Raw genomic sequence first — 21,231 nt, forward strand, 5'->3', positions numbered from 1 at the left:
ATGACATCCAGTGTTTCCATTCGCGATCTGTCGCTCAATTTCGGCGCGGTCAATGTCCTGCAGAACCTCAACCTCGAAATCGAGGACGGCGAGTTCCTGGTGCTTCTCGGCTCGTCCGGTTGCGGCAAGTCAACCCTTTTGAACTGCATTGCCGGGTTGCTGGACATCTCCGACGGCCAGATCTTCATCAAGGACAAGAACGTCACCTGGGAAGAGCCCAAGGACCGCGGCATCGGCATGGTGTTCCAGTCCTACGCCCTCTATCCGCAGATGACGGTCGAAAAGAACCTGTCCTTCGGCCTCCGCGTGGCGCGTCTGCCGAAGGCGGAGATCGAAAAGCGCATCGCAAGGGCTGCCGAGATCCTGCAGATCCAGCCGCTGCTGAAGCGCAAGCCGGCAGAGCTCTCGGGCGGCCAGCGGCAGCGCGTTGCCATTGGCCGGGCGTTGGTGCGCGACGTCGACGTCTTCCTGTTCGACGAACCGCTGTCCAACCTCGATGCAAAGCTGCGCTCCGAGCTGCGCGTCGAAATCAAGCGACTGCACCATGCGCTGAAGAACACGATGATCTACGTCACCCATGACCAGATCGAGGCTCTGACGCTCGCAGACCGCATCGCCATCATGAAGAACGGCGTCATCCAGCAGCTCGACGATCCCACCACGATCTACAACGCGCCGCGCAACCTGTTCGTCGCCGGCTTCATCGGCTCGCCGTCGATGAACTTCCTGCGTGGCGAACTCGTCGAGCGCGATGGCAAGGTGGCTTTCTCGACCAACGGCGTGGACTTCACGCTCGACGGCTATGCGGCTTCCGACCCCCTTGTGGCGGGTCGCAAGGTCGTCCTCGGGCTGCGTCCGGAGCATATAGGGGTCAACGAGGCCGCCGGTCCCGGTGCTGAAGTCCACGATGCGGTCGTCGATATCGAAGAGCCGATGGGGGCCGACAACCTTTTGTGGATCAAGCATGCCGGCCACATCATGTCGGTGCGCATCAACGGCGCGCGTCGTTTCAAGCCGGGTGCGGCGATCAAGCTGATTTTCGACATGTCCGTGGCCTCGGTCTTCGACGCTGCGACAGAATTGCGGATCTAGGGGCGAGGGGTTGCGGGTCTCCTTCGGCGCTTCCGCGCCGCTGAGGCATGCCCTGCTGGCCGAGGACTGAGCGAAGAAAGAGCGAGAGGCGCTTTCGGCGTTGAATTTAGGAAATGACGGCATGACGGATACAGAAACTTCGATCGATCTCGCCGGCCCATGGCAGTTGACATCACCGGGCAGTGACCACCAGGCCGAAATCCAGATCCCCGGCGATGTCCATTCGGCATTGCAGGCGGCCGGCATCATTGTCGACCCCTATGTCGGGCGCAACGAGGAGGTGGTCCAATGGGTGGCCCATCGTGACTGGGTGCTGCAGCGGCGATTTGTCCTCGGCGAGGTCGACGGTGACTGGTATCTCGATATCGACTCTCTCGATACGGTGGCGACCGTTACGATCAACGATACCGTCGTGCTCGAGGCGGACAATTGCTTTCGCCGCTATCGTCCCGATGTTTCCAAGGCTCTGCGACCCGGTGAAAACACGCTCAGCATCGTGCTGCATTCCAGCATTGCAGTCGGCGCCGCCTTGCAGGAGAAGCAGCCCTTCTACATCCCCTACCATCCCGGCAATTCGCCCATCGCCAACGGCAACATGCTGCGCAAGCCGCAGAGCCATTTCGGCTGGGACTGGAATATCGCTATCGCGCCGCTCGGACTTTACGGCACGGTAGCGCTGCGCCGGCTGGAGACGGCGCGGATCGAGAGCGTGACGACGCGCCAGATGCACAACGACGACGGCACCGTCGATCTCCTGGTGACGGCGGCCTTGTTTGCCGGCCGGCAGGGGGTGGCACAGCTCTATTTCGAATTGGACGGCGAGCGGGTGCGGCTTGATTGCGGCGTGGTGGCCGGCGAGACCGCCATTACCCACGTCTTCCATATCGACGAACCGAGGCTCTGGTGGCCTGCCGGCAGCGGCGAGCAGGCGCTCTACAGGCTGTCGGTCGAAACCGGAAACGAGGTGGTGACACGGCAGATCGGTCTTCGCACCATCGAACTGATCACCGACAAGGATGCGGCCGGCAGCCGGTTTGCCTTCAAGGTCAACGGTCGCGAGATCTTCTGCCGCGGTGCCAACTGGATCCCCGCCGATGCGCTGTTCTCGCGCTCGAGCCGGGAAAAGACCGAGGACCTGCTGCAGTCTGCAGCCGATGTGCACATGAACATGATCCGGGTGTGGGGCGGCGGCTTCTACGAGGCCGGCTGGTTCTACGACATCTGCGACCGGCTTGGCCTGATGATCTGGCAGGACTTCATGTTCGCCTGCAATCTCTATCCCTCGACCGGGGACTTTCTCGACAATGTCGCGGCCGAGGTGATGTATCAGGTAAAGCGTCTGGCCAGCCATCCCTCGATCGCGCTCTGGTGCGGCGACAACGAACTGGTGGGCGCTCTCACCTGGTTCGAGGAATCGCGCAAGGATCGCGACCGCTACCTGGTCTCATACGACCGGCTCAACCGGACCATCGAGCTTGCCATGAAGCAGGCGGCGCCGGAGGCGATCTGGTGGCCGTCGAGCCCGGCCTCGGGCTATCTCGATTTCGGCGATGCCTGGCATGCCGATGGCTCCGGCGACATGCACTACTGGTCGGTCTGGCACGAGAACAAGAGCTTTGACAATTACCGCTCCGTGCGCCCGCGCTTCTGCTCGGAATTCGGCTTTCAGTCCTACACCTCGCTGCCGGTCATCCGGACCTATGCCGAGCCGAAGGACATGAACGTCGCATCGCCGGTGATGGAGCTTCACCAGAAGAACGCCGGCGGCAACGAGCGGATCGCGGCAACGATGTTCCGCTATTTCCGCTTCCCCAAGGATTTCGCCAATTTCGTCTATCTCAGCCAGATCCAGCAGGCGCTGGCGATCCAGACGGCGGTCGATTACTGGCGCTCGCTGAAGCCCCATTGCATGGGGACGATATACTGGCAGCTGAACGACACCTGGCCGGTCGCTTCCTGGTCCAGCCTCGATTATGGCGGGCGCTGGAAGGCGATGCACTACATGGTGCGCCGCTTCTTCCAGCCGGTGGCAGTTGCCGCGATCCCCTCCGAGGACAAGGCGACGATCCGGATGTCCGTCGTCAACGACACACTCGACGAGGTCAGCATCGACCTCGCTCTGCACGTCATCACAATGTCCGGTGAGGTCAGGCCGATGACCTCGGTGCAGGCGACCTGCGGTCCGGATGCTGCCGTTGCCGCCTTCGAGGTCGATGCCGCGGCGATTGCTCCCGGCTGCCTTCTCGGATGGACATTCACAACTTCGAACGGCATGGGCGGGCAGGGACACTACGTCCACGGTACCTACAAGGCGCTGGAACTCGAGCCATCGGGCCTCAGCGTCCGGCGCATCGAGCGCACGGAGGACGGGGCGGTCGAAATGACGCTCACCGCCAGCGGACTTGCACTTTTCGTCATGATCGAGAGCGAGACGGACGGGCGCTATTCCGACAACGCATTCGATCTTACGGCCGGCGAGACGCGGCTGGTCAGGTTCATGCCGTCGCTGCCGATGGCGCCCGACGCCCTGCCGGATTTCCGTTTCTACGACCTGCAGTCCTGCCAATCGCTGGACTGACCCCGATCACGTTGCTGCCATCGGCGGCACCCCGACCGGCACAAGCCGGCCAAGACGACAGGCCGAACGGCCATGGAGGAGAAAGCAATGACGACACTTGGTTTTCAGCTTTACAGCGCCCGCGAGTTCCCGCCGTTTTCCGACGTGTTCGCCAAGGTTGCCAAGGCCGGTTACAAGGAGGTCGAAGGTTACGGCGCGATGTATGCGAGCCTCGACGATGCCGGACTGAAGGCGATGCGTGCCGATCTCGACAGCAACGGCCTCACCATGCCGACCGGACACTTCGGCCTCGACCTGCTGGAGAGCAACCCCGAGCGTGCCCTCGAGATCGCCGGCGTGCTCGGCATCGAGTCGATCTACGCACCGCACATCATGCCTGACCAGCGGCCCTCGGACGCAAAGGGCTGGCATGCATTTGGCGCCCGGCTGGAGGCGGCGGGCCGCCGGTTCAGGAATGCCGGCCTCGATTTCGGCTGGCACAATCATGATTTCGAGTTCGTCAAGCTTGCCGATGGCTCGACGCCGATGGAACACATCATGGCCGGTGGCCCCGGTCTTTCGTGGGAAGCCGATATCGCCTGGGTGGTGCGCGGCGGCGCCGATCCGTTCGCGTGGATAGAGACGCTGGGTCCGCGCATCACCGCCGTCCATGTCAAGGACATCGCGCCGGCCGGCGAAAACACGGACGAGGGTGGCTGGGCCGACGTTGGCCACGGCACACTCGACTGGGCCAAGCTGATGCAGGCGTTGAAGTCGACGGGCGCCCGCCATTATGTGGTGGAGCATGACAATCCCAACGATCTGGACCGCGTCGTGACGCGCTCTATCGCATCGTTCAAGACCTACTGATCGGAGGGCTCATCATGGCCAAGGAACTCGGTGTCGGCATCATTGGATGCGGCAATATCTCAACGACCTATTTCACGCTGTCACCGCTCTTCAAGGGATTGAAGGTGCTCGCCTGCGCCGACATCAACATGGGTGCGGCGGAGCTCCGGGCGGAGGAGTTTGGCGTCAGGGCGCAAACGATCGACGAACTGCTCGCAAACGACGAGCTCGAAGTGATCGTCAACCTGACCATCCCGGACGCCCATTTCGCGGTCTCCAAGCGTATCCTCGAAGCCGGCAAGCACGTCTACTCGGAAAAGCCGCTGGTGCTGACGCTGGAAGAGGGCGAGACGCTGCGGCGTCTTGCGACGGAAAAGGGGCTCGCCGTCGGCTGCGCCCCGGACACGTTTCTCGGCGGCGCCCACCAGCTGGCGCGCAAGTTCATCGACGACGGCGGCATCGGCCGGATCACGTCGGGCACCTGCCATGTGATGAGCGCCGGCATGGAGATGTGGCATCCGAACCCGGACTTCTTCTTCCTGCCCGGCGCCGGTCCTATCCTCGATCTCGGCCCGTATTACGTGGCCGATCTCATCAACCTGATCGGGCCCGTCAAGCGCGTCGGCGCGATGACCTCGATGGCGTCGGAGACCCGCACGATCACCAGCCAGCCACGCCATGGCGAAATCATTCCGGTGAAGACGCCGACGACCATCCAGGCGTTGCTGGAATTCGTCAGCGGCGCGACCATCACGCTCACGGCCAGCTGGGACGTCTGGTCGCATCGGCATGGCAGCATCGAGCTCTACGGCACCGAGGGCTCGCTCTACGTGCCCGATCCGAATTTCTTCGGTGGAACGGTCGAAGCCAGCGGTCGCAACAAGGACATCAAGACGCTGGATGCATGGGAGCATCCCTTCGGCATCGCTAACCAGGAAAGTCCGCAGGGTCCGCGCGCCAATTATCGCACCGCCGGGCTCGCCGACATGGCGGCCTCGCTGATCGACGGGCGCGATGCCCGGTGCTCGCTCGACCGTACGCTGCACGGCGTCGATGTCATGACGTCGATCCTGACTTCCGGCGCCGAGAACCGGTTTATCGAATTGACGACCACCTGCAGCCAGCCGGCAGCGCTCGGCATTGAAGAGGCACAGGCGCTCTTGAAGTAAAGCTGGCGGGAGCTATTGTGCGCGCGGGCTGAACAGCCCGCGTTCGAGCATGGGAGAGATATCGATGAGCTGGCAACCGGCGGAAGACCGCTATTCCAAGATGAAGTACAACCGCACCGGCCGATCCGGCCTGAAGCTGCCGGCCGTTTCGCTCGGCCTCTGGCACAATTTCGGTGGCGACACGTCCCATGACCGCAAGGTCGAGATGTGCCGCACCGCCTTTGACCTCGGCATCACCCATTTCGATCTTGCCAACAATTACGGCCCGCCTCCGGGCTCGGCCGAAACGGCGTTCGGCGAAATCCTGCGCACGGATTTTGCCGGCCTGCGGGACGAACTGATCATCTCCTCCAAGGCCGGCTACAACATGTGGCCGGGTCCCTACGGCGAGTGGGGAAGCCGCAAGTATCTCGTTGCCTCCTGCGACCAGAGCCTGAAGCGCATGGGCCTCGACTATGTCGACATCTTCTATTCGCACCGCTTCGATCCGGACACGCCGCTCGAGGAAACCTGCGGTGCTCTCGACTACATCGTTCGCTCCGGGCGGGCACAGTATGTCGGTATCTCGTCCTATAACTCACAGCGCACCCGCGAGGCGGCCGAGATCCTGAAATCACTGGGCACGCCATGCCTCATCCACCAGCCGAGCTACTCCATGCTCAACCGCTGGGTCGAGGACGACAAGCTGCTCGACACGCTGGACGACGTCGGCATGGGCTCCATCGTCTTTTCGCCGCTGGCGCAGGGGATGCTGACGACCAAGTATCTGAACGGCATTCCGGAAGACAGCCGTGCCGCGCAGGACCATTTCCTGAAGCGGGAATTCATACGCCCGTCGATCCTCGAGAATATCCGCAAGCTGAACGCGATTGCCGAAAAGCGCGGCCAGACGCTGGCGCAGCTGGCGATAGCCTGGGTTCTGCGCGGCGGCAGGGTGACCTCGGCGCTGATCGGCGCCAGCCGTTCGTCACAGATCGTCGATTGCGTCAAGGCGCTCGACAACGTCGATTTCACCGCCGAGGAGCTGAGTGAAATCGACGTTTATGCCAAGGAAGCCGATATCAACCTCTGGGCCAAGTCGGCCGAGCTGGAATAGTCACTGCTCGGTGACTGTGTGCCGATAGTTCGAACTGAGGCGCCGCCTGTGGGCGGCGCTTTCATCGCCTTGGAGGAGGTAGACCGATGATCCGCAATCCTATTTTACCCGGCTTTAATCCCGATCCGTCCATCTGCCGCGTCGGTGACGACTACTATATCGCGACATCGACCTTCGAGTGGTATCCGGGTGTGCAGATCCACCACTCGCGCGACCTGGTGAACTGGACGCTGGTGCGCCGGCCGCTCGAGCGCCAGGCGCAGCTCGACATGCGCGGCAATCCGGACAGCTGCGGCATCTGGGCGCCTTGCCTGTCCCATGCCGATGGGCTTTTCTGGCTGGTCTACACCGACGTCAAACGGCTCGACGGCAATTTCAAGGACGCCCATAATTACATCGTGACTTCAGAGACCATCGAGGGCGATTGGTCGGATCCGGTCTATGTCAATTCATCGGGCTTCGACCCGTCGCTGTTTCACGATGCCGACGGTCGCAAGTGGTTCGTCAACATGCAGTGGAACCACCGCAGCGAGAGCTTTGGCGGCTCGCCGAAGTCGCCTGCCTTCGACGGTATCCTGCTGCAGGAATACGATGCCGCCAGCAAGTCTCTCAAAGGCCCGATCCGCAACATCTTTGCCGGCAGCCAGCTCGGTCTCGTCGAGGGTCCGCACCTGTTCCAGCGCAACGGCTGGTATTACCTGACGACCGCCGAGGGTGGCACCGGCTACGACCATGCCGTCACCATGGCCCGGTCGCGCGATATCGGCGGGCCCTACGAACTGCATCCGGACAGCCACCTGATCACCGCGAAGGATCACCCGGAGGCAGGCCTGCAGCGCACCGGGCATGGCCAATATGTCGAGACCCCTGACGGCGAGGCCTATCACACCCACCTTTGTGGCCGTCCGCTGGCGCCGTTGCGTCGCTGCACACTCGGCCGCGAGACGGCCCTGCAGAAATGCGTCTGGAAGGATGACTGGCTCTATCTCGCAAACGGCACCGTGGTGGGCGACGTGGACGTTCCGGGCCTTGCCGGTGCCGTTCCCATCGACAAGCCGCGACGCAGCGGTGCGAATTTCGACGGAGCGATATTGCCGGCTGATTTCCAGTGGCTTCGCACCCCGAGGCCGGAGCGGCTGTTCAGTCTTACCGAGCGGCCGGGCCATCTGCGGCTGTTCGGCCGCGAAAGCATCGGCTCCTGGTTCGAGCAATCGCTGGTTGCCCGTCGGCAGGAGCATCATCGGTTCCGGGCGGAAACCGTGATCGAGTTTCTGCCGGATACCTACCAACAGGTAGCGGGGCTGACCCATTATTATAACCGCTTCAAGTTCTATGCGCTCGCCGTCACCGTCCATGAGGAACTGGGGAGGTGCCTGACCATTCTCTCATGCCCGGGCGACTATCCGGAGGGACGCCTTACCTTCCCCATCGGCAGTGGCGTCGCCGTTCCAGAGGGACGATTGCAGCTCTCCCTGGAGGTACGCGACAACGACCTGCAGTTCTACTGGCAGGCCGAGGGCATGGGTGCATGGCAGGCGATTGGGCCGGTGCTCGACGCTGGCGTGATTTCGGACGAGGGCGGACGAGGAGAGCACGGCTCGTTCACCGGCGCCTTTGTCGGCATGTTTGCCTTCGATCTCTCTGGTCGGGCGAAACCCGCAGATTTCGACTGGTTCAACTACGACATCCTCTAGGTTGACGGACGTTGTGGGCCATGTTTGCCTGGCCGGCCTGCCCCACAGCAGGTCGCGCCTGACTGCATTGACAAAATTTAATATATTTGACCGCGATCCGTCACCTTTTTCAGATATGGCTGCGCGTCTAAAAGACGTAAAACTACGAGGAAAGCCCATGAAGAAGACGATCACCGCGCTGCTTGCTGCGGCGTGCCTGATTGCACCGCTGGCGCAAGCCCCTGCGGCCCTTGCCGCGACGCCATCAAAAGACGTTCATCGGCCTGTTCTGCACAAGGGAAGCTGGACGCGCGGCCATCGGCTTTCGCCCTCTGACCGCAACCACGCCGTCCCCCTCGACTACACCCGCTACCGCCTGAAGACGCCACCCCACGGCTATCGATGGGTCCGCATCGGCGGAAGCTTCCTGATGGTCGGCTCCACCAGCGGCCTCATCCTCAGCGTCGTGGCCGCGCGCTAAAGCGGCCGCTGGATTTTTGCGTGACTACCTACCGTCAAAATACTTTGAAGGATTTGACCGAACTCCGAAATATTCGCAGCGCGCTCCAGAAACGGCGACAGAAAGTTTTAACGGGCCTCTCCGCCTGCAGAATGTGCTTATACCTCGTCGGCAACGGTTATGACGGGATGATGAGCGCGATGCGGATAGGCCTCGCTTAAAGTCCGGATAGTTTAACGCAATTCTCCAACTTTAAGTGGCGCAAAATTGGTCGATTTTGCGTCTCGCAGGCTTATTCTCGCTTTTCAATATTTTCTCTGATAGGTTGTATTTTATCTCATCTTACGAGGGGGATAGAATGGTCGACACCATAAAGCTGGGTCAATACGAGCATGAAGGCGCATCGCTCGATAGAATTAACGCCGGGTCAAACTATCGGAAGGCGCTCGCTTATTGGCTGGGCTTTCTGAAGGGCATTCTGGCAAGTAGCAAGGTCGAGACTGCCGAATACGATCCGCTAGTTGTCGAAGCCAGAAATTTTCTCAATCTGCTTCATGATCCAGATGCGCACGAGCTCATTGAAGATCTTCATATCTGGAAGAACGAGCCGCACGAAATTTACGACATCGTTGAAAATATCGTTACCATGCGATCCCGTAATTTCATTATCGAGAACGATAAAGACGAAATCAACGAGCTGTATGGATTTTGTGCCGGGATAGCCTGCGATAATCGTATTACTGTTAGAGAAGTAGAAAAGCTGCTTTCTCGATTGGCCAACTATCCCAACATCCAAGCTGATCTACGGGTGACTAACCTTAGAGATGCGGCGCGTCGATCAATCGCCGATGGCAGGATCACGCCGGAAGAATCCGACGACATATGTACGTGGATCACCCATCTGGTCGGAGATAGCGCCACCGACACCGGGCTGGCTACCTTCGGCAACGTCGGCGTAATCGAAGGTGCACTTGAGGATCATAACGAAGTTGTTTTTGATCAGCGAATGTTCGTACTGACGGGAAGATTTACTCTCGGTCCGCGTAAGGCGATAGAGGGAATGATTTCAGATCGCGGAGGCGGGTTCAAACGCACCGTATGCAGAAACACGCATTACCTGTGCGTGGCGGTCGAGGCTTCGCGAGATTGGCGGCACAGCCATGATGGGCTGAAAATCATCAGAGCCCTAGAGTTACGAAATGAAGGCCGGGGACCCCATTTCGTACACGAAAGCATTTTGGCCAGAGCCCTGTCGCGATAGGCAGATGTCAGGAAATAAAAAGCGGAGCCAAATAATCGGTACTTGGCTCCGCTTTCTATTGAAGTGCTGGGGTCCCTGATCAGGGATTTTTCAGTTTATGCGGGGTGCTGTTGTCAGCTGAAACGGCCGGCAGCGTGGGCGAGCATGGTGTAGACCTTGCCGGTGTCCGAGGTCAGGTAGGACTGGGTGACGGATTTGTCGCGATCCGTGCTGGCAACGTCTGCGAGCAGCTTTTCGAAGTCGCCGATGTAGCGGTCGACGGCGGTGCGGAATTCCGGCTCGCGGTCATACTTGCGCTTGATCTCGTCGAAGGTCTGCTGACCCTTCAGCGTGTAGAGACGGCGGGTGAAGACATCCCGTTCGCCGCGCTGGTAACGGCGCCAGAGGTCAACCGATGCGTCGTGATCGATGGCGCGGGCGATATCGACCGACAGAGAGTTCAGCGATTCCACGACGTGACGCGGGTTTCTGGCATCGCCGGAGCGAGGTGCCTGGGCGGCGGTCTCGGCGGGAGCACGCGGGGCGGGTGCGCGGGCCGGTGCCGTGTCGGCCGCGTCGTCGCGCGATGCGCCGCGCAACAGGTCGCTGATCCATCCGCCGCCGGCCTGATCCTGCCGGGCAGGCGTCGTTGGCGCTGCTGCGGGCTGGCGTGGCTGCTGTGGCGCGCGGTCGGCAGCGATGGTGCCGCGAAGGCCCATCGGCTCGATCGGACGCTGCGGCGCGGCAGCTTCCGTCTGCTGCAGGAACTGCGGTGCCGGCTGCTGGGCAATCGGCTGGCGCTGCTGGGCGACCGGCTGCGGCTGCGGAGCAACTGGCTGAGGCTGCGGCGCGACGGCTGCCGGCTGTGGAGCGACGCGCTGCGGCTGGGCGGAAGCCCGTGCCACTGGCGGTGCGATTTCCAGCTGCTGCGAGGAGCGCCCGACGATCTGCGAGATATCCTGCAGGGCCTTGATCTGCTCGGCCACGGCGCGACGCATGGCAGCGGCGCTTTCCTTGGCTTCTTCCGGCAGGTCGAAGGCACCGCGCTTCAGTTCCGTACGGGTAAGGTCTAGTTCCTTGCGGATGTCGCCGGCCGAACGGCGGATCTCGTCGGTGGCGCCGGAGAAGCGGTCGATGGCCTCCTCGACGGCAACGCGCAGGGTTTCGCGCATGGAGTAGGCGGCATTGTCAGTCGTCTTGCCAGCTTCCGAGAACATGTTCTCGACATCCGACATCGACGCTGTCAGCCCACCGCGGAGGCGGCTGGTGAGTTCGTTGGAGCGACGCTCGGCATTGGCGAAGGTGCCCTCGATCGCGTCGTTTGCTTCCTGGCCGGCCTTGGCGAGCGCATCACGCATCGTCTCGGCCGTCTGCTGGGCGCGGGCTTCCGTCTCGGACAGCACGCGACCGATATCGGCCACGGATGCCTGGACGCCCTGGCGCAGGTTGCCCGACACCTGGTTGGAACGCTGTTCGGCGCGGTCGAATGCGGTTTCGACGATGGAGCCGACGGCGCGCAGGGTCTTTTCGATTTCCTCGGAGCGCTGAACGAGCCCGACCGAGAGGCCTTCCAGAGCGCTTTCACGCTCTTCCAGCGTCGACATCAGGTTCGACTGGGCGGCGCCCAGAAGCTGCGATGCCTGGGTCAGGACCTTGGAGTGCTCATCGAAGCGGTTGATGATGCCGCCGACCTGCGACAGGGTGTGGATCGAGATGTCGCTGAGCTTGTCGATCTTGCCTTCGAGCAGGCGGGTCGAGGCGGAGACCAGTTCGGAGGCCTTGCCGGCGCTCTCGGCAAAGCGCGTGCTGGTCGAGCCGAGGCGTGTATCGACTTCGGCCAGATCGTGCGTGGCGCGGTTGAGCATGGCAACGATCGCCGAGTTGTTGTCGCCCAGCCGTTCGATGAGGCCGTTGACATTCGAAAGCAGGCTCGTTTCCAGCGCATCCACCGTGTTGGTGACGCTTTCCGTGCGGGCCGAAATGGCGGCCAGTGTCTCGTTGGTGCGCGACGCGATGGCATTGACCAGCGCGGCGTTCTCGGCGCGCAGGCGCTCGGCTGCCTGTTGTGCTGCCGCTGCGATGCGCTCGGCTGCCTGTTCGCCGGTGGCGGCGTAGGCGTCGACCACGGGGCGAGCCTTTTCGTCGATGATGCGTACCAGTTCCGCAGAGCGGCCGGCCAGCATGGAGTTCAGGTCGCGGCTCCGGTCGTCGAGGCTATTGCGAATGGACGAACCGCGTGCTTCCAGCGCCTTGTCGACATTGGCAAGCGTCGCATCGATATCGCGGGCGCGGTCGTCGAGGTTGGTGCGGATGGCGTTGGTGCGTTCCTCGAGGGCTTCGCCGACGCGCGTCAGGCTGGAGGCAATCTGTTCGCCTGTTCCGGCCAATGTGGAGCGCATCTGCTGGGTGCGGGCTTCGAGTGTCTTGTCGACATCCGAAAGCGTCGCATCGATATCGCGGCTGCGTTCGTCGAGGCTTGTGCGGATGGCGGTGCTGCGATCCTCAAGCGCGCGTTCGACGCGGGCCATGGTGGATGCAATTTCCTCGCCGGTGCCGGCAAGGGCCGAGCGCAGCGATGCGCCGCGGGCCTCGAGCGACTGTTCGACCTCGGAGAGGGCGGCAGACAGCGCTGTGACTTGGTTGCCGACGAGGCCTTCAGCTTCGGCAACCTTGTTGACGATGATGTTGCCGGCCTCGGAGAACGTCTGGGCGACGGCTGCCGCCTGGCCTGCAAGGCGGTTCTGGGTCTCGGAGACGCGGTGTACGATGTCCTGCGAGCGCTCTTCCATCGTGCGGGTGAAGTCTTCGCTGCGGTTGCCGAGATTATCGGCAAACTGCTGGCCGGTGCTGGCGAGCAGCTCTGCGGTCCGCGTGGCTTCGTTGTCCATGCCCTGCGCGGCGTCGGCAACTGCCGTGCGCAGCGTCGTTGCCAGTGCGGTGGCCTTGCCCTCGATGGTGCGGTTGACAGCATCGAGGCCGAGATTGAGCGCGCGATCCATGGTGGACAGGCGCTCGTCGATGCGGGCGGTACCGGTTTCCATGGCGTTGCTGAGGTTGGCAGTGCGTCCGTCGAGGGTCTCGGTCAGGCGGGCAGCTGCCTCGCTGGTGGCGCGGTCGATCTGCTCCACACTGCCTGAGAGGCTTTCCGCCAGCCGGTTACCGGCAGCGTCGACCTGTTCGACGACACCGGAGATACCGTCGCGGATGCGGTGTTCGATGCCGACGAGACCGGACTCGACGCGCGAGCCCGTGTCTTCGAAGCGCGTCGTCATGCCTTCGACGGAGGTCGTCAGGTGCGACGCAAATGTTTCGGCCGAGCGGGTGATTTCACCGGCGGCGTCCTGGAACTTGCCGGCAATGGCACCGGCGCTGTTCTGCAGGCGTTCCTCGAGCGAGCGGGCGCTGGTGTCGATGGCACCCCGGAGCGAGGCTTCGTGCTCTTCGAGGGACATTTCCATCATGCCGACGGTGGTGGCGATCGACGTGCCGATGGTCATGGCCTGTTCGGCAAGCGTACCGTCGATCTGCTCGTGGGCGTCGCGCAACGTCTGCTGGATGGCGTTGCCGCGCTGGTCGAGCGTGGTGCGCAGGCGCTCGTGGGCGTTTTCGAGGCTGTGGTCCATCTGCGTCAGGCCGGTGCCGATGGTGGCCTCGAGGCGGCCCGTGGTGTCGGCAAGCGCATTCTCGACGCGCGCGGTCGACTGGCCGACCACGGTTTCGAGGCGTTCGCCGCCGTTGTTGAGGACGCTGGCCAGCCGTTCGGTGTGGGCACCGAGAGCCTGGTCGAGGCGCTCGTGATTGTCGACATAGGCCGCCCGGATGGTCTCGGCTTCCTTGCCGAAGGTACCTGCGATGCGGGATTCTGCGCCGGCAACGCTGTCGAGAATGGCGTTGGTGCGGGCTTCGAGCGCGCTGTCGAAACGGTTCTGGGACTCTTCGAGCGAGATGGCGAGCGCCATGGTCTTGTCGTCGAGAGCATCGCCGAGGCGGCTGTGGCTGCTGGAGACGACTGCATTGATCGCCTCGACGCTGACGCCCAGCGTTTCGTCCAGCAGAGCGTGGTTTTCGGCCAAGGTCTGCGCGAGGACGCGGGTCTTGCTGTCCAGCGTTTCCAGCATGCGATCGTGACCGCTGGAAACCGACGTTGCGATGGCGTCGCCGCGGGTGCTGAGCGTGTTTTCGAGCCGCTCCTGTGTCTCCGACAGAGAGATCGCCAGCGCCATGGCGCGTTCGTCCAGGGCTTCGGTGAGGCGTTCGCGGCCGTCGGAAACGGCAGCAGCGAAGGCGTCCGTGCGGCTGGTCAGGGTCTGTTCGAGCCGCTCCTGCGTCTCGGACAGCGAGATGCCAAGCGCCATGGCACGCTCGTCCAGCGCTTCCGTCAGGCGGTCGCGGCTGTCGGTAACGGCATTGGTGAAGGCATCGGTGCGGCTCGCCAGGGTCTGGTCGAGGCGTTCCTGGGTTTCGGACAGTGCGATGGCGAGAGCCATCGTCCGGTCGTCCAGGGCATCGGTCAGACGCTCGTGGGTCGTCGATACTGCGCCCAAAAGCGTCTCGGAGCGGCTGGCAAGGGTCTGCTCGAGGCGTTCCTGGCTATCGGAGAGCGAGATGGCGAGCGTCATGGTGCGCTCGTCCAGTGCGTCTGTCAGGCGTTCGTGGCTGTCCGAAACGGCGCTGACGATGGTCTCGGAACGGCTGGCCAGGGTCTGTTCGAAGCGCGACTGGCTGTCCGACAGAGCATTGAAAAGCGCGCCGCTGCGTTCGGCCATGACGGCATCGATCCGCTCGTGGGCGGAGCCCAGCGTCTGGGTGATTTCGCCGGTGCGCGCCGACAGGGTGTCGTTGAGCGCCTGCGTGCGGCCGACAAAGGCCGATGTCAGTTCGTGGGTACCGGAAGACAGCGCCGTCGTCAGTTCGGACGTGGCTGTTTCGATGACGCTGGTAAACTGTCCGGAGCGTGCAGCAAGCGCCTCGCTCAGTGCCTCGGCGCGACCCTCGAACGTGGCATTCAGGGTCTCGGTGCCGGAAATGACGGCCGACGAAACATCGGTCGTGGCGGCTGTCAGCGCCGATGTCAGCTCGGCTGAGCGGGCTGCGATGGTGCTGCTCAGTTCGTTGCTGCTTGTGGTGAGGGATGATGAGAGTTCGAGCGTGGCGCCGCGAAGTGCCGACGTCAGCTGCTCTGTGCGGGCGCTGAGGGCTGCCTGCAGCTCTTCGGAGCCCGTGCCGAGCACGGCTGCGACATCGCCAGTCGCGCCGCGCAACGCAGCGGTGAATTCGCTGGTGCGGCTTTCGAGCGCCGAGGTAATTTCGGCTGCCTTCGAGCCGATGGCGCTTTCGAGCACCTCATGGCCGGTCGACAGGGCTGTGGCGAGTGCGAAGGAATGGTCGGTCAGCGAGGAGCCGATACGCTCGATGCTGGTGGTAAGGATGCCGTCCATGGCTTCCGAGCCGCCGGCCAGCGTTTCGTTGATGCGCGCAAGGCTTTCTATCAGCTTGCTGTCGAGCGAGCCGGCACGCTTGTCGAATGCCGTTGCGAATTCCGCGACACGTTCGTCGAAGCTTGTCGACACCTGCGCGACCGTCGACTGCAGACGCTCTTCGAAAAAGCCGGAGCGAAGGTCTAGGTCCATGACGGTGTCGTCGACACTCGACTGCAGGCTCTGGCGGAAGCTGGCTCCCTTTTCGTCAAGTGCGCTGTTGAGCTTTGCAAGCACGTTGTCGAGGGTACCGGTGATGCCGCGTTCACCGCTGTTCAGGCTGTCGCTAATTTCGCGGGTACGGGCGATCAGGGTTTCGTTCAACTGGCGGGCGCGGTCGTTGAGCGCGGCATTCAGCTTGTCGGTGTTGGCATCCAGCGTCGAGGCGCGTGTCTCGAACTGGCTGAGAAGCTTCTTGCCGCGTTCGGACAGGGTGGTGGAGAGGGATTCCAGGCGCGTATCGAATTCCTGGTTCAGTGCGAAGCCGGAAGCACTCAGGTTTTCGATGAGGCTGTCGGTCTTGGCCGCCAGCAGCGAGCCGAGCGACTGCAGGGCTGCGTTCGACTTTTCCGAAAGTGCAGCGGCGCGCGTGTCCATCAGGGTCGCAAACGCTTCGCCTGAAGTCGCCAGGCGAATGGCGATCTCCTCGGTGGCGAGCGACATGTCTTCCTTGATCTGCTCGTGGACGCCAGAGATCGACGAACGTATGCGCTCGGCGTGATTGACGATGGCGTCGCGCTCGGAACCGAGTTCGTGGACGAGGCCGCGCACACGCATTTCGTTGTCGGCGTAGCTGCGCTCGAGCGCGTTGACTTCGGAATGGACGAGGGTCTCGAGTTCGGTGGCGCGGGCGATGGTCCGCTCGATGCCTTCGTTCATCGCGGAGACTTCGCGGCGCACGGCCTGGCCGACCGTCATGATGCGCTCGGAGGCGATCGTTTCGGGGTCGGAGAGACGCAGGGCCACTTCAGCCATGGAGCGGGCGGCATTGCGCATGTCCTGGGCGCGCGACAGCATGATGGCAAAGGCATAGAACAGCAGGATCGGCACAAGGATGCCGATGATGCAGGCGATGACGCCGGGGAGGGCAACGAGTTCAGCAAGCGAGCGGATCTGCCAGATCGGCGGGGAATAGATGACGCTCGTCAGACCGATGCCGGCAATCAGCCAGATGACCGAGAAGATCGTCGCATTGCGGATGGCGCCGCCGATGGAGGCGTTGTCCAGCGAGCGCAGGATCGACTGGGGGCTGGCCCTGCTGGTATCGTTGGCGGGTTCGAACATCTGATTGCGAGGGGTATCGCCCGGTCGCCCGGCAATTCCGCGGGCTGCGGCGGCCTTGCGAGCCGCTTCTTCCTTTGCCTGGCGTGCACGCGCATTCGAGGTCTCGGCCAAATCTGCCTCCGTTGCACGCGGCGCAGGTCCGGTGCGAGCTGGTATTCCGTCATCGCTGAAATCGATTTGCAGCGCTTCGTCCAAAGCTTTGAAAGCCTTGTCTTCAACCGACTCGCTGTATTTGTTGTTCGCCATACGGATACGCCTCGTTACACTCGTTCCGGCCGACCCTGCATTTCGAAAATCCGCCAAGATCCGATACGCAACATCTCGCCAGCCGTACTACCGATTTCCTTAACAAGGCATCGGCATCCACATTACAATCCGCGCGAAGTGCAATTTTGCACAATGGGCGGTACCAAAACATTACCACTTTCGGGGCGTCGGGCAAAGGCGACGCCGCGGCACGAAACACCAGTACCGTACTGACACATTAGCAGCACTGTTACAATTATGGGATGGCAAACGTCCGGAAGCGTTAGCGTGTTGTTAACACCTTTTAAATCAATGCATTGTCGAAAAGCCGATAATTTAACCGTGTTTAACGATCGTTAACCATACGTGCATTTTTCCGCCTTCGTTGTGCCGGAATTTAACGGGATGGCCATGCCGCAGCCGCAAGGATGCAGCAACGCACCGACAAGAGACAACCGGAGAATGGGCCCATGGCCGCCTTGAACATTGCATTTGAAGCCCCTGACAACTCGCGCGGCATGGGGCCGTCGCGGGAAAAGCCGATCGATCTGGTCCATCTCGCCCGGCAGACCATGGGCGACAAGGTGCTCGAAATCGAGGTTCTGCAGATGTTCGCCCGCCAGGCACGCAGCTGCCTCCACGATATTGGTAGCGGCAATGCCGACCAGGTGAAGGCCGGGACCCACCGTCTGAAGGGTGCAGCAAGCGCCGTCGGTGCCTTCAAGGTGGCGCAATCCGCCGAGGCTTTCGAAGCGCACTCCAGCGATGCTGCCTGCATGGCGGCTGTCGGCACCGCCGTCGTCGAAGCGGAAAACTTCATTCTTAAGCTTTGCCGTTAAGCCTAGATTCGCTGCGCCGTCCCCATGAGGGACGGCAACATCGCTGACCGGTATCCGGCCGAGCCAGTGGCTTTCGGAGCCGGCGATGTTGACTGCTGTTTGGAATTGTTGGAAGAAAATCCACCCAGCCAATATCACTCGCGTATCCGGATTATCTCATGACCAAACTGACAATCGTTGCTTTCGACGGCACGCGTTTCGACTTCGATGCCGACGAGGGCTCGACCGTGATGGAAAACGCGGTGCGCAATTCCGTGCCCGGCATCGAAGCCGAGTGCGGCGGCGCCTGCGCCTGCGCCACCTGTCATGTCTATGTCGACGATGCCTGGATAGAGCAGGCGGGACCGCCCGCTGCGATGGAAGAAGATATGCTCGATTTCGCCTTCGATGTCAGGCCAAGCTCGCGGCTTTCCTGTCAGATCAAGCTGACCTCGGCGCTGGACGGCCTTGTCGTTCACGTGCCGGAGCGCCAAGCCTAGTCCTGCATCTCTCAAGGCGCCCCAAAAAAAACCTCGCCCATTTGCGGAGCGAGGCCAGGCGGGCGTATCGCCTACAGGCGAGGGAGGAAGCGCTTGCGGCTTCGGATACGCCGGGAGAACCCAGGAAAATGGGAACGCAATAACATCGTCGATGCTATACGTAAGATGATCCTACATTACGGCTGTGGTAAAGCGTAAAGCCGGCTTTTCCCCTGCTATCTCAGCTACAGCGTGTCATATTTCGCACAGTTGCGGTGATCGACAGCGATTGTCGCGATTCTCTAAATATATGCTTTTAATCTATCTTTTCCGATTTTTCGCTGTGTCGTCGTTGCGCGAGGCGCTGCATGCGGATCTGGAAGTTTGTAGCCTCGACACGGTCGAACCGCGCCTGGTCCTGATCGTGCAGGACGGTATTGCGCACTGATTCGCCGCTGACCTTGTCTTGCAGCAGATCGCAGGTCCGCTCTGCTGGCAGCGAGAGGATGGCCTTCTCCAGGCTGCGCGCATGCAACCTCGCAATCTCGGCATGACGCTCCTCGTGGCGTTTGATGTCGGCCGACAGCCTGTCCCAGACAGCGGAAAGACGGGGCTGCGCGTGACGGCGATCCCGCCAGCGCGGCAGGATGACGACGATGTCAACCGTGACCCGGGCGCCGCCGATATGGCACCGGCCGCCGCTCTCCACATAGGTCGCCTGGCCACCGAAGCGGATGCGGGTTGCACCGGGATGGCGGCTGCTGGCACCCATCGCCGCTGGGCCGCCGGCATTGAGCGCCTCGTCGAGTTCGTCGGCAGTGTCGCCGCTGATATCGAAATAAGAGAAGGATTTATGCGCGACCACTTCCGCTTCTGCGCTCCGCAAGACGCCGCATGACAGCAAAACGGCGAGTGGGAGGCAAGCAAAGCGCGATGCAGTCGGCATTCGTGATCGGACCAGTTGAACTTCACGGAAGCTTGCGGCATAGCCACTGGGAGCGCAACATCGGGCGACGGTTTTTTTCAATTTCAACGGAGCGGACGTTCGTGATAGCGATGCGCGATAATATCTGGCATTTGGGCCATGGTCGTCGTCTTGATCTCAGCCGCAGCGCGATCATGGCGATCGTCAACATCACACCGGACTCTTTTTCCGACGGCGGCCGTTTCCAGTCCGTCGATGCGGCAGTCTCCCATGCGCTTGCCTGTGTCGCCGAGGGTGCTGACATCGTCGATATCGGCGGCGAATCGACGAGGCCGGGCGCCGAACCCGTCAGCGCTGCCGAAGAACAGGCTAGGGTGTTGCCGGTGATCGAAGCCCTGCGCGGCAAGACCGAGGCGCTGATCTCCGTCGATACTTACAGGGCAGAGACGGCGCGGCTGGCAGTTGCCGCCGGTGCCCACATCGTCAACGACGTATTCGGGCTGCAGCGCGAACCGGACATTGCAGCACTTGCCGCCGAGAGCGGGGCCGGCCTCTGCATCATGCACACCGGTCGCGAACGCCAGAAGTTGGCGGATGTTATCGATGATCAGAGGGTGTTTCTCGAGCAATCGCTGGCAATTGCCGATGCTGCCGGGGTCGATCGAGGCAGGATCGTGCTCGATCCCGGCTTCGGTTTTGCCAAGGACGGCAATGAAAACCTGGAACTCATGCTGCGGTTTGCCGAGTTGAAGCGGTTCGACCTTCCGCTCCTCGCAGGCACATCGCGAAAGCGCTTCATCGGCCAGTTGACCGGACGGGAGGCCGAGGGGCGGGATGCGGGCACAGCTGCGACAACGGTGCTGCTCAGAATGCAGGGCGCCGCGATTTTCCGCGTGCATAATGTCGCAATCAACAGGGACGCACTTGCCGTCGTCGATGCTATGCTGGAGATGCAGGCGAAATCAGGAATAAAAACATCATGAGCGGTATCTACACCATCACCCTGCAGAACTGTGCATTCTTTGCCCGCCACGGCGTCCACGACGAGGAGGAGTTTTTAGGGCAACGGTTCTTCGTCGACGCCGAACTCGACGTTGCCGCCGGCGAGGCGCTGGTGACGGATTCGATCGACGGCACCGTCAATTACGGCGTCGCCTTCACCGTCATCGAGGAAATCGTCACCGGCAAGCGTCGCTACCTGATCGAGGCGCTGGCGCTCGACGTAGCCAAAGGCCTGTGCGAAAAGTTTCCGCAGATCAAGCGCGTCAGGGTGACCGTCCGCAAGCCGAACGCACCTGTCCCGGGCGTTCTCGACTACGTTCAAGTGAGCATCGAGCACTTTGCCTGAGACTGATTTCACCACCGCAATGCTCGGTCTTGGCGGCAATATTGCCGATCCGGTCCGAGCGATGGCCACGGCCTTGCAGTCCCTCGACGAGCGCGCCGATTGCAGCATCGTCGCGGTGTCGAAACTCTACCGCACGCCGCCGTGGGGGAAAACGGACCAGGCGTTCTTTTTCAACGCCTGCGCGGCGATCAGTACATCGCTTCCGCCGGAGACCTTGCTCGACATCTGCCTCGATATCGAGCGCGGCATGAAGCGGGAACGGATCGAGCGCTGGGGACCCCGGACGATCGACATCGATATCCTCACCTATGGGAATGTTGCGCTCGATACTAAAAAACTGCAGATCCCGCACGCCCGCATGACCGAGCGCGGCTTCGTGCTGATGCCGCTCGCGGATATTGCAGCAGATCTGGTGGTGGCCGGAAAGACCGTGACGGCGTGGCTTGCAAACGCCGATATCGGCGGCATCGAAGTAGCTGATGCAGATAACAGCTGGTGGCAGCGCGGCTAGACAGCAA

The 21,231-nt window shown here is 62.1% G+C and carries 15 protein-coding genes; 13 read left to right on the forward strand and 2 right to left on the reverse strand.

Annotated elements, in window-relative coordinates; all coding sequences use genetic code 11:
- The 8 genes from J5278_RS09790 to J5278_RS09825 all read left to right on the forward strand — a co-directional run bounded on the left by J5278_RS09790 (position 1) and on the right by J5278_RS09825 (position 10,157).
- Positions 1–1,092, forward strand: coding sequence for an ABC transporter ATP-binding protein (locus J5278_RS09790; RefSeq protein ID WP_209183865.1), 1,092 nt, complete (start codon positions 1–3; stop codon positions 1,090–1,092).
- A 121-nt stretch (positions 1,093–1,213) separates the two neighbouring features.
- Positions 1,214–3,670 carry a glycoside hydrolase family 2 protein gene (locus J5278_RS09795; RefSeq protein ID WP_209183864.1) on the forward strand — a complete coding sequence of 819 codons (2,457 nt, stop codon included), beginning with the start codon at positions 1,214–1,216 and terminating at the stop codon, positions 3,668–3,670.
- A gap of 87 nt (positions 3,671–3,757) precedes the next feature.
- Positions 3,758–4,519, forward strand: a complete 762-nt coding sequence (locus tag J5278_RS09800; RefSeq protein WP_209183863.1) for a sugar phosphate isomerase/epimerase — start codon at positions 3,758–3,760, stop codon at positions 4,517–4,519.
- 14 nt (positions 4,520–4,533) lie between these two features.
- The gene (locus J5278_RS09805) at positions 4,534–5,667 is read left to right on the forward strand and encodes a Gfo/Idh/MocA family protein (protein ID WP_209183862.1); all 1,134 of its coding nucleotides are present in this window, start codon (positions 4,534–4,536) and stop codon (positions 5,665–5,667) included.
- Between the two features lie 64 nt (positions 5,668–5,731).
- Positions 5,732–6,763, forward strand: a complete 1,032-nt coding sequence (mgrA, locus tag J5278_RS09810) for an L-glyceraldehyde 3-phosphate reductase (RefSeq protein WP_209183861.1) — start codon at positions 5,732–5,734, stop codon at positions 6,761–6,763.
- A gap of 86 nt (positions 6,764–6,849) precedes the next feature.
- A complete protein-coding gene (locus tag J5278_RS09815; protein WP_209183860.1) occupies positions 6,850–8,457 on the forward strand; it encodes a glycoside hydrolase family 43 protein in 1,608 nt (535 codons plus the stop codon).
- Between the two features lie 157 nt (positions 8,458–8,614).
- Positions 8,615–8,917, forward strand: coding sequence for an RcnB family protein (locus tag J5278_RS09820; RefSeq protein WP_209183859.1), 303 nt, complete (start codon positions 8,615–8,617; stop codon positions 8,915–8,917).
- A gap of 337 nt (positions 8,918–9,254) precedes the next feature.
- Positions 9,255–10,157, forward strand: a complete 903-nt coding sequence (locus J5278_RS09825) for a hypothetical protein (protein ID WP_209183858.1) — start codon at positions 9,255–9,257, stop codon at positions 10,155–10,157.
- A gap of 113 nt (positions 10,158–10,270) precedes the next feature.
- Here the strand turns inward: J5278_RS09825 and J5278_RS09830 are convergent, their stop codons facing one another.
- Positions 10,271–17,143 carry a hypothetical protein gene (locus J5278_RS09830; RefSeq protein WP_209183857.1) on the reverse strand — a complete coding sequence of 2,291 codons (6,873 nt, stop codon included), beginning with the start codon at positions 17,141–17,143 and terminating at the stop codon, positions 10,271–10,273.
- A 470-nt stretch (positions 17,144–17,613) separates the two neighbouring features.
- Between J5278_RS09830 and J5278_RS09835 the strand changes: the two genes are divergently transcribed.
- Both J5278_RS09835 and J5278_RS09840 read left to right on the forward strand, forming a co-directional pair.
- A complete protein-coding gene (locus J5278_RS09835) occupies positions 17,614–17,982 on the forward strand; it encodes an Hpt domain-containing protein (RefSeq protein ID WP_142822883.1) in 369 nt (122 codons plus the stop codon).
- Between the two features lie 158 nt (positions 17,983–18,140).
- The gene (locus J5278_RS09840) at positions 18,141–18,461 is read left to right on the forward strand and encodes a 2Fe-2S iron-sulfur cluster-binding protein (RefSeq protein ID WP_142822881.1); all 321 of its coding nucleotides are present in this window, start codon (positions 18,141–18,143) and stop codon (positions 18,459–18,461) included.
- Positions 18,462–18,756: 295 nt separating this feature from the next.
- On the opposite strand, the gene J5278_RS09845 is transcribed toward J5278_RS09840, so the two are convergent.
- Complete coding sequence (locus J5278_RS09845) at positions 18,757–19,386, reverse strand: DUF922 domain-containing Zn-dependent protease (RefSeq protein WP_209183856.1); 630 nt, start codon at positions 19,384–19,386, stop codon at positions 18,757–18,759.
- Positions 19,387–19,496: 110 nt separating this feature from the next.
- Here J5278_RS09845 and folP point away from each other — a divergent pair, with 110 nt between their 5' ends.
- Genes folP through folK form a run of 3 tightly spaced genes read left to right on the forward strand, consistent with a single transcriptional unit; the run spans position 19,497 to position 21,224 of the window.
- Positions 19,497–20,348, forward strand: a complete 852-nt coding sequence (gene folP / locus J5278_RS09850; protein WP_247749096.1) for a dihydropteroate synthase — start codon at positions 19,497–19,499, stop codon at positions 20,346–20,348.
- Positions 20,345–20,713 (forward strand): dihydroneopterin aldolase, encoded by a 369-nt coding sequence (gene folB, locus J5278_RS09855; RefSeq protein ID WP_142822878.1) that lies wholly within the window; start codon positions 20,345–20,347, stop codon positions 20,711–20,713. Before folP ends, folB begins: the two co-directional genes overlap by 4 nt.
- Positions 20,706–21,224 (forward strand): 2-amino-4-hydroxy-6-hydroxymethyldihydropteridine diphosphokinase, encoded by a 519-nt coding sequence (folK, locus tag J5278_RS09860; protein ID WP_247749095.1) that lies wholly within the window; start codon positions 20,706–20,708, stop codon positions 21,222–21,224. The genes folB and folK overlap by 8 nt, the downstream gene beginning before the upstream one ends.
- Positions 21,225–21,231 lie beyond the last annotated feature (7 nt).

The sequence above is a fragment of the Rhizobium sp. B21/90 genome, assembly GCF_019355815.1.
GTDB lineage: Bacteria > Pseudomonadota > Alphaproteobacteria > Rhizobiales > Rhizobiaceae > Rhizobium > Rhizobium rhododendri.